Raw genomic sequence first — 12,205 nt, 5'->3', positions numbered from 1 at the left:
ACGGGAGACCACCCGACCAGGGCGGCCTCTGCGGCGCCCGCGGTAATTCGACCTTCCCACGCGCGTCACGGTGCGTCCATACGTCGTACGTGTGCCCGTGGGGCGGGAGCCCGGCGCATCCGGAACATCCCACCTGGCTACGATGGGCCAGCCGGGCGGCCGCCGGAGCCGCGCCGGGCACCACCGACCTCCGGGAAGGCCATGCTGAACAAGTACGCGCGTGCATTCTTCACGCGTGTTCTCACACCGTTCGCCGCGTTTCTGCTGCGCCTGGGCGTCAGCCCGGACACGGTCACGCTGATCGGCACCGGAGGCGTGGTCGCGGGAGCGCTGGTCTTCTACCCCAGGGGCGAGTTCTTCTGGGGCACGGTCGTGATCACGCTCTTCGTCTTCTCCGACCTGGTCGACGGCAACATGGCGCGCCAGGCCGGCGTCTCCAGCCGGTGGGGCGCGTTCCTCGACTCCACGCTCGACCGGGTCGCCGACGCGGCCATCTTCGGCGGCCTCGCCCTGTGGTACGCAGGGGGCGGGAACGATCTCGTGCTGTGCGCGGTGACGATCTTCTGCCTCGCCAGCGGCCAGGTGGTGTCGTACACCAAGGCGCGCGGCGAGAGCATCGGCCTGCCGGTCGCCGTCAACGGGCTCGTCGAGCGCGCCGAGCGCCTGGTGATCTCGCTGGTGGCCTGCGGCTTCGCCGGTCTGCACAAGTTCGGCGTGCCGGGCATCCAGTGGCTGCTGCCGATCGCGCTGTGGATCGTGGCCGTCGGCAGCCTGGTCACGCTGGTGCAGCGGGTGATCACCGTGCGCCGGGAGGCCTTCGAGGCCGACGCCGCGGCACGCGAAGGAAGCGGGGCGGCGTGAAGGACCGGCTGACCGACGCGCTGTACGGACTGGGCTGGGGCGCGGTCAAACGCCTCCCCGAGCCGGTGGCGAACGGCCTGGGGCGCGCGGTGGCCGACTTCGCGTGGAGCCGGCGCGGCAAGGGCGTGACCCGGCTGGAGGGCAACCTGGCGCGCGTCGTGCCGGACGCCGACGAGGCCCGCCTGCGCGAGCTGTCCAGGGCCGGCATGCGCTCCTACCTGCGCTATTGGATGGAGTCCTTCCGGCTGCCCGCGTGGAGCACGGAACGCGTCCGCGAGGGCTTCGCCCCCGAGGACCTGCACCACCTGGTGGACGGCCTGGCCGCGGGCCGCGGCGTCGTCCTCGCCCTGCCGCACATGGCCAACTGGGACCTCGCCGGCGCCTGGGTCACCACCAAGCTCGGCGTGCCCTTCACCACTGTCGCCGAGCGGCTCAAGCCGGAGACGCTGTACGACCGCTTCGTGGCCTACCGCGAGGGCCTGGGCATGGAGGTGCTGCCGCACACCGGCGGCGCCGCCTTCGGCACCCTGGCGCGGCGGCTCCGCGACGGCGGGCTGGTCTGCCTGGTGGCCGACCGGGACCTGTCCGCCTCCGGCGTCCCGGTGGACTTCTTCGGCGCGCGCGCCCGGATGCCCGCCGGACCCGCGCTGCTCGCCGTGCAGACCGGCGCGCTCCTGCTGCCGGTGACCCTCTGGTACGACGCGTCGCGGACCCTCCAGGGCCGCGTCCACCCGCCCGTGGAGGTCCCGGGGGACGGCACGCGCACCGAGAGGACCGCCGCCATGACGCAGCGGCTCGCGGACGTCTTCGCCGCCGGGATCGCCGAGCACCCCGAGGACTGGCACATGCTGCAACGGCTGTGGCTCGAGGACCTCGAAGCCCGTCCGGAGCCGGCCGGCACCGCCGTTCCCGGGCAACCCGGCGGGTCCGTCGAGGCGTCCCCCCCGGTGTCCGGCACCGCCTCCGACCGCTCCGGAACGGAGAAATCTTGAGGATCGGGATCGTCAGCCCGTACTCCTGGGACGTCCCCGGAGGCGTCCAGTTCCACATCCGCGACCTGGCCGAGCACCTGATCGCGCTCGGCCACGAGGTCTCCGTCCTGGCCCCCGCGGACGACGACACCCCGCTGCCGCCGTACGTCGTCTCCTCCGGCCGGGCCGTCCCCGTCCCGTACAACGGCTCCGTGGCCCGCCTCAACTTCGGCTTCCTGTCGGCCGCCCGGGTGCGGCGCTGGCTGCACGAGGGCGCCTTCGACGTCATCCACGTCCACGAGCCCTCCTCGCCCTCGCTGGGACTGCTCACCTGCTGGGCGGCGCAGGGGCCGATCGTCGCCACCTTCCACACCTCGAACCCGCGCTCGCGGGCGATGATCGCCGCGTACCCGATCCTGCAGGCCGCCCTGGAGAAGATCAGCGCCCGCATCGCCGTCAGCGAGTACGCGCGGCGCACCCTGGTCGAGCACCTGGGCGGGGACGCCGTGGTCATCCCCAACGGCGTCGACGTGCGCTTCTTCGCCGAGGCCGAGCCCAAGTCCGAGTGGCAGGGCGGGACGATCGGCTTCATCGGGCGTATCGACGAGCCCCGCAAGGGGCTGCCCGTGCTCATGAGGGCGCTTCCCGGGATCCTCGCGGAGCGCCCTGAGACCCGCCTGCTGGTCGCCGGGCGCGGCGACGAGAAGGAGGCCGTGGAGGACCTGCCCGCGGACATGCGCTCGCGCGTGGAGTTCCTCGGCATGGTCAGCGACGAGGACAAGGCACGGCTGCTGCGCAGCGTCGACCTGTACGTCGCGCCGAACACCGGCGGCGAGAGCTTCGGCATCATCCTGGTCGAGGCGATGTCGGCGGGCGCCCCGGTGCTCGCCAGCGACCTGGACGCCTTCCGCCAGGTGCTCGACCAGGGAGCGGCCGGCGAGGTCTTCCCCAACGAGGACCCGCAGGCCCTCGCGGCGGCGGCGGTACGGCTGCTCGGCGACCCCGAGCGCCGGGCCGAGCTGCGCGAACTGGGCTCGCGGCACGTGCGGCGCTTCGACTGGTCGAGGGTGGCCTCGGACATCCTGGCGGTCTACGAGACGGTCACCGCCGGCGCCGCGGCGGTCGCCGCCGACGAGCGCGTCGGGCTGCGCGCCCGGTTCGGCTTCGCCCGCGACTGAGCCGCGGCGGGGGTGACGGTCTGCCGCCCGGCGGGCCGCGCCCCGCGCACCGGTAGCCTTGCCGCCCGTGACCACCATCATCTGGGTGGCCGTGGCGGTCGTCGCCATAGGCCTCTATCTGAGCTGGACCGCGGGCCGGCTGGACCGGCTGCACGCGCGCATCGACGCCGCCCGTGCCGCGCTGGACGCACAGCTGCTGCGCAGGGCCTCGGTGGCCCAGGAGCTCGCGACGGCGGGCGTGCTGGACCCGGCGGCCAGCATCGTGCTCTACGAGGCCGCGCACTCGGCCCGGCAGGCGGAGGACGACCAGCGCGAGGTGGCCGAGAGCGAGCTGAGCCAGGCGCTGCGGGCGGTGTTCTCCGAGGCCGACGCGGTCGACGCCGTACGGCAGGCGCCCGGCGGCGAGAACGCCGCCCAGGAGCTCACGCAGGCGGTCCGCCGCGTGCCGATGGCCCGCCGCTTCCACAACGACGCCGTGCGCGCCGCCCGGGCGCTGCGCGCGCACCGCAAGGTGCGCTGGTTCCGGCTCGCCGGGCACGCCCCGCGGCCGGTGACGTTCGAAATGGACGACGAGCCCCCGGCCGTCCTCACCGCGGACGGCGCGGCAGGCCACTGAGGCGCGATTGGCCCTTTTCCGGTCCACTTCGCGCGGTCCACCATGGGATACAGGGCAAATGCCGCTCCCCCCAGAAGTCCCGTCGCCGAGTGAGGTCACCGTGTCCAGCACGCTTCCCAGCACCCCCCAGTCCCCTGAGACCGGCACCGCGCGCGTCAAGCGCGGCATGGCCGAGCAGCTCAAGGGCGGCGTGATCATGGACGTCGTCACCCCGGACCAGGCGAAGATCGCCGAGGACGCCGGCGCGGTGGCCGTCATGGCCCTGGAGCGGGTCCCGGCCGACATCCGCAAGGACGGCGGCGTGGCGCGCATGTCCGACCCGGACATGATCGAGGGCATCATCGAGGCCGTCTCGATCCCGGTCATGGCCAAGTCCCGCATCGGCCACTTCGTCGAGGCCCAGGTGCTGCAGTCGCTCGGCGTCGACTACATCGACGAGTCCGAGGTCCTCACCCCGGCCGACGAGGTCAACCACTCCGACAAGTGGGCGTTCACCACCCCCTTCGTCTGCGGTGCCACCAACCTGGGCGAGGCCCTGCGCCGCATCGCCGAGGGCGCGGCCATGATCCGCTCCAAGGGCGAGGCCGGCACCGGCAACGTCGTGGAGGCCGTCCGCCACCTGCGCCAGATCAAGAACGAGATCGCCCGCCTGCGCGGCTACGACAACAACGAGCTGTACGCCGCCGCCAAGGAGCTGCGCGCCCCCTACGAGCTCGTCAAGGAGGTCGCCGAGCTCGGCAAGCTCCCGGTCGTGCTGTTCTCCGCCGGCGGTGTGGCCACCCCGGCCGACGCCGCGCTGATGCGCCAGCTCGGCGCCGAGGGCGTCTTCGTCGGCTCCGGCATCTTCAAGTCCGGCGACCCGGCCAAGCGCGCCGCCGCCATCGTGAAGGCCACCACCTTCTACGACGACCCGAAGATCATCGCGGACGCCTCCCGCAACCTGGGCGAGGCCATGGTCGGCATCAACTGCGACACCCTCCCCGAGACCGAGCGGTACGCCAACCGCGGCTGGTGAGCGCCCCGCGACGGGCGGGCCGGTGACGGCCTGCCCGTCCGCCGCGCCCGCCCCAGACCTCCGGAAGGCTCGACCGTGTCACCCCTGTCATCCCGTTCCAGCAGTGCTCCCACCATCGGCGTCCTCGCCCTCCAGGGCGACGTCCGTGAGCACCTCGTCGCCCTCGCCGAGGCCGACACCCTCGCCCGCCCGGTGCGGCGGCCCGAGGAACTCGCCGAGATCGACGGTCTGGTGGTCCCCGGCGGCGAGTCGACCACCATGTCCAAGCTGGCCGTGCTCTTCGGTATGGCGCAGCCGCTGCGCGACCGCATCCGCGAGGGCCTGCCCGTCTACGGGACCTGCGCCGGCATGATCATGCTCGCGGACAAGATCCTGGACGGCCGGGACGACCAGGAGACCTTCGGCGGGATCGACATGACCGTGCGGCGCAACGCCTTCGGCCGGCAGAACGAGTCCTTCGAGACCGCGGTCGAGGTCGAGGGCGTCGACGGCGGCCCGGTGGAGGGCGTCTTCATCCGCGCCCCCTGGGTCGAGTCCACCGGCAGCGGGGTCGCCACGCTGGCCCGGCTGGACGACGGCACGATCGTCGCCGTGCGCCAGGGCAACCTGCTGGCCACCTCGTTCCATCCCGAACTGACCGGGGACCACCGGGTGCACCGGTACTTCGTCGACATGGTGCGCGCCGCCGGGTGACACGATCCCGGTAGGATCGCAGTGTTCGTGAAGCAATCGGTGACGTGAAGGAGACAGGCTGATGTCCGGCCACTCTAAATGGGCTACGACGAAGCACAAGAAGGCCGTGGTTGACGCCAAGCGCGGCAAGCTCTTCGCGAAGCTGATCAAGAACATCGAAGTCGCGGCACGCGCCGGCGGTGCCGACATCTCCGGCAACCCGACCCTCTTCGACGCCATCCAGAAGGCGAAGAAGAGCTCGGTGCCCAACAAGAACATCGACAGCGCGGTCAAGCGCGGTGCCGGTCTCGAGGCGGGCGGTGCCGACTACGAGACGATCATGTACGAAGGCTACGGCCCGAACGGTGTCGCGGTGCTCATCGAGTGCCTCACCGACAACCGCAACCGTGCCGCCTCCGACGTACGCGTCGCGATGACCCGCAACGGCGGCTCCATGGCCGACCCGGGGTCGGTGTCCTACCTGTTCAACCGCAGGGGTGTCGTGATCGTCCCCAAGGCGGAGCTCTCCGAGGACGACGTGCTCGGCGCGGTCCTGGAGGCGGGCGCCGAGGAGGTCAACGACCTCGGTGAGTCCTTCGAGGTGCTGAGCGAGGCCACCGACCTCGTCGCGGTCCGCACCGCACTGCAGGAGGCGGGCATCGACTACGACTCCGCGGAGGCCAACTTCGTCCCCACCATGCAGGTGGAGCTGGACGAGGAGGGCGCCCGGAAGATCTTCAAGCTCATCGACGCGCTCGAGGACAGCGACGACGTGCAGAACGTCTTCGCCAACTTCGACGTCTCCGACGAGATCATGGAGAAGGTCGACGCCTGAGCGGCCACGGCGCCGCACGGCTCGCGCGGCGGCCCGGTGGGGACACACCCCCACCGGGCCGCCGTCGTTGTCGGTGCCACCCGATAACCTCCAGGAACGGCTGAACAGCTGACCGAAGGAGGGAGGGGCGCGGTGCGTGTGCTCGGCGTGGACCCGGGACTGACCCGGTGCGGTGTCGGCGTGGTGGACGGCGCCCCCGGAACACCTTTGCGGATGGCCGGAGTCGGGGTGGTCCGCACCCCCGCGGACGCCGACATCGGCGAGCGCCTCGTCCTCGTCGAACGCGGCATCGAGGCCTGGCTGGACGAGTACCGGCCCCAAGCCGTCGCCGTGGAACGGGTGTTCAGCCAGCACAACGTCCGCACCGTGATGGGCACGGCGCAGGCGAGCGCGGTGGCCATCCTGTGCGCCTCGCGCCGCGGCCTGCCGGTGCACCTGCACACTCCCAGCGAGGTCAAGGCCGCCGTCACCGGCAGCGGCCGGGCGGACAAGGCCCAGGTGGGCGCCATGGTCACCCGCCTGCTGCGGCTGGACGCCCCGCCGAAGCCCGCGGACGCCGCCGACGCGCTCGCACTGGCCATCTGTCACATCTGGCGCGGCACCGCGACCAACCGTCTGCAGCAGGCGCACGCGGCCGCCAAAGCACGAATCCAGGAGCGCACCTCATGATCGCCTTCGTCAGCGGGCCCGTCGCGGCCCTCGCCCCCGACACCGCGGTGATCGAGGTCGGCGGGATCGGCATGGCCGTGCAGTGCGCCCCGGGCACCCTGGCCGCGCTCCGGCTGGGCGAGCAGGCCCGGCTGGCCACCTCCCTGGTGGTGCGCGAGGACTCCCTGACCCTCTACGGCTTCGCCGACGACGACGAACGCCAGGTCTTCGAGCTGCTGCAGACCGCCAGCGGCGTCGGCCCCCGGCTGGCCCAGGCCATGCTGGCCGTGCACACGCCCGACGCCCTGCGCGTCGCCGTCGCCACGGGTGACGAGAAGGCGCTCACCCTGGTGCCCGGCATCGGCAAGAAGGGCGCCCAGCGCCTGCTGCTGGAGCTCAAGGACCGTCTCGGCGCGCCCGTGGGCACCGCGGTCGCCCGTCCCGCCGCGGCCGCAGGGCCCGCCTCCTGGCGCGAGCAGCTGCACACCGCGCTCATCGGCCTGGGCTACCAGCCCCGTGAGGCGGAGGAGGCCGTGGCGGCCGTCGCCCCGCAGGCCGAGGCGAGTGCCGAACCGCACGTCGGCGCCCTTCTGCGGGCGGCTCTCCAGACCCTGAACCGGACCCGCTGACCCCCCGCCCGCTGACCGCAGTCCGCTGACCGTAAGGCGCACCGAAGTGAACTGGGACGACGAGTCCGTACCGACCACCGCCGATCGTCTGGTCGGCGCCTCCGCCGACGGCGAGGACCAGGCCGTCGAAGCGGCACTGCGGCCCAAGGCGCTGGACGAGTTCGTCGGCCAGGAAAGGGTCCGCGAGCAACTGGACCTGGTCCTCAAGGCGGCCCGCCAGCGCGGCGGCACCGCGGACCATGTGCTGCTCTCCGGTGCACCCGGGCTCGGCAAGACCACCCTGTCGATGATCATCGCGGCCGAGATGGGCGCTCCCATCCGCATCACCTCGGGCCCCGCGATCCAGCACGCGGGCGACCTGGCCGCGATCCTGTCCTCGCTCGCCGAGGGGGAGGTGCTCTTCCTCGACGAGATCCACCGGATGTCCCGGCCCGCCGAGGAGATGCTCTACATGGCGATGGAGGACTTCCGGGTCGACGTCATCGTCGGCAAGGGCCCCGGCGCCACCGCCATCCCGCTGGAACTGCCCCCGTTCACCCTGGTCGGCGCCACCACCCGGGCCGGACTGCTGCCGCCGCCGCTGCGCGACCGCTTCGGCTTCACCGGCCACATGGAGTTCTACGCCCCGGCCGAACTGGAGCGCGTCATCCACCGTTCCGCCAGGCTCCTGGACGTCGACATCGAGGCCGACGGCGCCGCGGAGATCGCCGGCCGCTCCCGCGGCACCCCCCGCATCGCCAACCGACTCCTGCGCCGCGTCCGCGACTTCGCCCAGGTCAAGGCCGACGGCAGGATCACCCGGGAGATCGCCGCGCGCGCCCTGGACGTCTACGAGGTCGACGGCCGCGGCCTGGATCGGCTGGACCGGGCCGTGCTGCAGGCGCTGCTGAAGCTCTTCGGCGGCGGGCCCGTGGGGCTGTCGACACTGGCGGTGGCCGTGGGGGAGGAGCGCGAGACGGTGGAGGAGGTGGCCGAGCCGTTCCTGGTGCGCGAGGGGTTGTTGGCGCGTACGCCGCGCGGTCGTGTGGCCACGCGTGCAGCGTGGGCACACCTTGGACTCGTGCCCCCGCAGGGCGGCGGACCCGGGCAAGACGGGCTGTTCGGCCCTTGACGGCGGGGAGACTCGCCGCCGCAGGAACCACGGTGTAATGCTTGGCGTTGTTCCAGCGGCGAACGAACGCTTAGACTCCGCCGACGTCGTCCTCCGGAACGACGACCCAACCCCCGTAGATCGCGCAGATCCCGCAGATCCCGTAGACGAGGCCACCGTGGCCATGCGAAGGACCGTCCTGACACCATGAACCTCATCCAGATCCTGCCTTTCGTTCTGATCATCGGTGTCATGCTGCTGATGACCCGCTCCGCCAAGAACAAGCAGCGCCAGGCGGTGAACATGCGTGACCAGATGGCGCCGGGTGCCGGCATCCGCACCATCGGCGGCATGTACGCGGTCGTCAAGGAGGTCAACGACGACACGGTGCTGCTCGAGCTCGCCGACGGCGTGCACGCGCACTTCGCGAAGAACGCCATCGCCGCCGTGCTGGACCAGGCCGAGTACGACCGCATCGTCCACGGCATCGAGCCCGAGCCGGAGTTCGAGGCCGCCGACGCCGAGCACGCCGACGACTCCGCCGAGGACGAGGACCGCGTCGACCTCGCCAAGTCCACGGACGAGGCCAAGGTGCAGGACGCCCCCAAGACGGACGGCACCGACTCCAAGTAACGCCACCGCCCCGGGACGACACCTGGGGCAGGTACGTTTACGCGTCGGCACGTCCGTACAACACATCGTGCCGCCCTGCTGCGCGCGCAGGTCCGCAGGGCGGTTGGACAGGGAGAATCGAGAAGGTGGCAGCACCGAAGAGGGGCCGCAAGCCCTCGGGGAGCCAGGGATACCCCGGGCGGGCGCTGGCAGTGATCCTGCTGGCCATCGTGGCGCTCACGGGAGGGATGTTCCTCTCCGGCCACACGACGCCGCGACTGGGCATTGACCTCGCCGGCGGCACGAGCATCACGTTGACGGCCAAGAGCGATCAGTCCAACGCGATCAACAAGACCAACATGGACACGGCCGTCGGCATCATCGAGCGGCGTGTCAACGGTCTCGGTGTGTCCGAGGCCGAGGTCCAGACGCAGGGCGATCGCAACATCATCGTCAACATCCCCAAGGGCACGGACTCGGAGCAGGCGGAGAAGCAGGTGGGCACCACGGCCCAGCTCTACTTCCGGCCCGTTCTCGCCGAGGTGGCCAACACCCCGCCCGTTTCGCCCTCTCCCTCGTCCAGCCCCTCCGGGAAGGCGTCGTCCCCGGCCTCGCCGTCCTCGACGGCCTCGACCGGGACGACGAGCACCACCTCCCCGTCCCCGAGCTCCTCGACGCAGGGCCGCGCCGTCACCGACGCGCTGAAGTCCGGCTCGTCGACCACGCCGACCGCGCCGGCCTCGGCGCCCCCGTCGGCTCCGGCGAGCGCGCCGGCCACCACCCCGGCAGCCCCGGGCAGCACGCTGGACACCTCGATCCCGGCCGACCTGCAGGCGAAGCTCGCCGCGCTGGACTGCTCCGACAAGGAAGCCCGCGCGAACCTCAACCTGAAGGCCAAGCCCACCGACAAGATCGTCGCGTGCAGCCAGGACGGCCGCGCCAAGTACGCGCTGGGCCCGTCCGCGGTCGACGGCAAGAACGTCAAGAAGGCGGCCGCCCAGTACGACACCCAGAGCGGCAACGGCTGGGTCGTCACGCTGTCCTTCGACGGCACCGGTTCCAAGGACTTCTCGAAGATCACCTCGCAGCTCTCCCAGCAGCAGCCGCCGAACAACCAGTTCGCGATCGTGCTGGACAACGAGGTCGTCTCCGCTCCCTCGGTGAACCAGACCCTGAGCGGCAGCGCGGAGATCTACGGCAGCTTCACCCAGGAGAGCGCGCAGGACCTGTCCAACGTCCTGTCCTACGGCTCCCTGCCGCTGACCTTCGACAAGTCCGACGTCACCAAGGTCTCCGCGGCGGTCGGCGGCGAGCAGCTGCACGGCGGCATCATCGCCGGCGCGGTCGGTCTCGCGCTGGTCATGCTCTACCTGATCGCGTACTACCGGGGTCTGAGCTTCGTCGCGATCCTCAGCCTCGTGGTCTCCGCGATCCTGACCTACGAGATCATGACGCTGCTCGGCCCGGCCATCGGCTTCGCGCTGAACCTGCCGGCCGTCTGCGGTGCCATCGTCGCCATCGGTATCACCGCCGACTCCTTCATCGTGTTCTTCGAGCGCATCCGTGACGAACTGCGCGAGGGCCGCTCCCTGCAGCCCGCCGTGGCCCGCGGATGGCCGCGCGCCCGGCGCACGATCCTCGTCTCGGACTTCGTGTCGTTCCTGTCCGCCGCCGTCCTGTTCATCGTCTCCGTCGGCAAGGTGCAGGGCTTCGCCTTCACCCTCGGACTGACGACGCTGCTCGACGTGGCGGTGGTCTTCCTGTTCACCAAGCCGCTCATGACGATCCTCGCGCGCAAGAAGTTCTACGCCGGCGGACACCCCTGGTCCGGACTCGACCCGCGCGCCCTGGGCGTCACCCCCCCGCTGCGCCGCACCCGCCGTTCCGCGGGCCGTACCGACGTCAAGGAGGCCTGATGTCCCGGCTCGGAAACCTCGGGCACCGCCTGCACCGGGGCGAGATCGCCTACGACTTCGTGGGCAAGCGCAAGATCTGGTACACCGTCTCGATCCTGATCACGGTCGCCGCCATCCTGGGTCTGGTCGTCAACGGCCTGAAGCTCGGCATCGAGTTCTCCGGCGGCGCGGTGTTCACCACGCCCAAGACCTCGATGTCGGTGTCCCAGGTCCAGGACCGGATCGGCAGCGACACCGACGGGCACCAGGCCCTCGTGCAGAAGCTCGGCACGGGCAGCGTCCGCATCCAGATCAGCGACATCACGCTCGACGAGGCCAAGAAGATCCAGGGCGACATCGCCCAGGACCTGAACATCAAGCCCGGCGACATCGACCCGCAGATCATCGGTCCGAGCTGGGGCGAGGAGATCTCCAAGAAGGCCTTCGAAGGCCTGGTGATCTTCATGGTCCTCGTGACGATCTACATGGCGATCGCCTTCGAGTGGCGCAAGGCCGTGGCCGCCCTGATCGCGCTGCTGCACGACCTCACCATCACCATCGGCGTGTACGCGATCGTCGGTTTCGAGGTCACGCCCGGCACGGTGATCGGTCTGCTCACGGTCCTCGGTTACTCCCTCTACGACACCGTCGTCGTCTTCGACGGTCTGAAGGAGACGACCAAGGACATCACCAAGCAGAACCGCTACACGTACAGCGAGCTCGCCAACCGCAGCCTCAACCAGACCCTGGTGCGGTCGATCAACACCACGGTCGTGGCGCTGCTGCCGGTCGCCGGCCTGCTGTTCGTCGGTGGCGGCCTGCTCGGCGCGGGCACGCTCAACGACATCGCGCTGTCGCTCTTCGTCGGCCTCACCGCCGGTGCGTACTCCTCGATCTTCATCGCGACCCCGCTGGTCGCGGACCTCAAGGAGCGCGACCCGGAGATCAAGGCGCTGCGCAAGCGGGTGCTCGCCAAGCGCGCCGCCGACGCCCGCCGTGCCGAGCAGGGCGGGGACGACCCGCAGGACTCCGCGGAAGCGGCGGACGGCCGCCACGGCGATCACGGCGACCACGACGACGACCCGCACGCCGCCACCGCGGGAGCGGCCGGCGGCCGGCGCGAGACGCCGTCCCGCAACCGCGGCCGCAACCGCCCGTCCGGCAAGCGCCGCTGAAGCAGAAG

Annotated in this window: 13 protein-coding genes; all 13 read left to right on the top strand. The window is 71.4% G+C overall.

Features of this window, described 5'->3' with window-relative positions; genetic code table 11:
* Window positions 1-201: 201 nt before the first annotated feature.
* On the top strand, window positions 202-861 hold the full coding sequence (gene pgsA / locus ACFYXS_RS36605; RefSeq protein ID WP_360916250.1) for a phosphatidylinositol phosphate synthase: 660 nt from the start codon (window positions 202-204) through the stop codon (window positions 859-861).
* Entirely contained in the window at window positions 858-1,853 is a 996-nt protein-coding gene (locus tag ACFYXS_RS36600) for a phosphatidylinositol mannoside acyltransferase (RefSeq protein ID WP_389256109.1), read from the top strand. Before pgsA ends, ACFYXS_RS36600 begins: the two co-directional genes overlap by 4 nt.
* Window positions 1,850-3,010 (top strand): glycosyltransferase family 4 protein, encoded by a 1,161-nt coding sequence (locus ACFYXS_RS36595; protein WP_389256108.1) that lies wholly within the window; start codon window positions 1,850-1,852, stop codon window positions 3,008-3,010. The genes ACFYXS_RS36600 and ACFYXS_RS36595 overlap by 4 nt, the downstream gene beginning before the upstream one ends.
* A gap of 58 nt (window positions 3,011-3,068) precedes the next feature.
* Window positions 3,069-3,626, top strand: a complete 558-nt coding sequence (locus tag ACFYXS_RS36590; protein ID WP_389256107.1) for a hypothetical protein — start codon at window positions 3,069-3,071, stop codon at window positions 3,624-3,626.
* Between the two features lie 58 nt (window positions 3,627-3,684).
* Complete coding sequence (pdxS, locus tag ACFYXS_RS36585) at window positions 3,685-4,641, top strand: pyridoxal 5'-phosphate synthase lyase subunit PdxS (RefSeq protein WP_389256106.1); 957 nt, start codon at window positions 3,685-3,687, stop codon at window positions 4,639-4,641.
* Window positions 4,642-4,716: 75 nt separating this feature from the next.
* Window positions 4,717-5,334, top strand: coding sequence for a pyridoxal 5'-phosphate synthase glutaminase subunit PdxT (gene pdxT / locus ACFYXS_RS36580; protein WP_389256105.1), 618 nt, complete (start codon window positions 4,717-4,719; stop codon window positions 5,332-5,334).
* Between the two features lie 61 nt (window positions 5,335-5,395).
* A complete protein-coding gene (locus ACFYXS_RS36575; RefSeq protein WP_389256104.1) occupies window positions 5,396-6,148 on the top strand; it encodes a YebC/PmpR family DNA-binding transcriptional regulator in 753 nt (250 codons plus the stop codon).
* A gap of 132 nt (window positions 6,149-6,280) precedes the next feature.
* Entirely contained in the window at window positions 6,281-6,817 is a 537-nt protein-coding gene (gene ruvC, locus ACFYXS_RS36570; RefSeq protein ID WP_389256103.1) for a crossover junction endodeoxyribonuclease RuvC, read from the top strand.
* The gene (gene ruvA, locus ACFYXS_RS36565; protein ID WP_389256102.1) at window positions 6,814-7,425 is read left to right on the top strand and encodes a Holliday junction branch migration protein RuvA; all 612 of its coding nucleotides are present in this window, start codon (window positions 6,814-6,816) and stop codon (window positions 7,423-7,425) included. The genes ruvC and ruvA overlap by 4 nt, the downstream gene beginning before the upstream one ends.
* A 46-nt stretch (window positions 7,426-7,471) precedes the next feature.
* Complete coding sequence (gene ruvB, locus ACFYXS_RS36560) at window positions 7,472-8,536, top strand: Holliday junction branch migration DNA helicase RuvB (RefSeq protein WP_389256101.1); 1,065 nt, start codon at window positions 7,472-7,474, stop codon at window positions 8,534-8,536.
* A gap of 186 nt (window positions 8,537-8,722) precedes the next feature.
* Window positions 8,723-9,148: a preprotein translocase subunit YajC gene (gene yajC / locus ACFYXS_RS36555; RefSeq protein WP_389256100.1), complete on the top strand. Its 426-nt coding sequence runs from the start codon at window positions 8,723-8,725 to the stop codon at window positions 9,146-9,148.
* A gap of 125 nt (window positions 9,149-9,273) precedes the next feature.
* Window positions 9,274-11,043 carry a protein translocase subunit SecD gene (secD, locus tag ACFYXS_RS36550; RefSeq protein WP_389256099.1) on the top strand — a complete coding sequence of 590 codons (1,770 nt, stop codon included), beginning with the start codon at window positions 9,274-9,276 and terminating at the stop codon, window positions 11,041-11,043.
* Window positions 11,043-12,197, top strand: a complete 1,155-nt coding sequence (secF, locus tag ACFYXS_RS36545) for a protein translocase subunit SecF (protein ID WP_389256098.1) — start codon at window positions 11,043-11,045, stop codon at window positions 12,195-12,197. The genes secD and secF overlap by 1 nt, the downstream gene beginning before the upstream one ends.
* Window positions 12,198-12,205 lie beyond the last annotated feature (8 nt).

This window comes from Streptomyces sp. NPDC002574 (assembly GCF_042889545.1).
GTDB lineage: Bacteria > Actinomycetota > Actinomycetes > Streptomycetales > Streptomycetaceae > Actinacidiphila.
The sequence above is the reverse complement of the archived record's forward strand: the minus strand, read 5'-3'. Positions and strand labels throughout refer to the sequence as shown.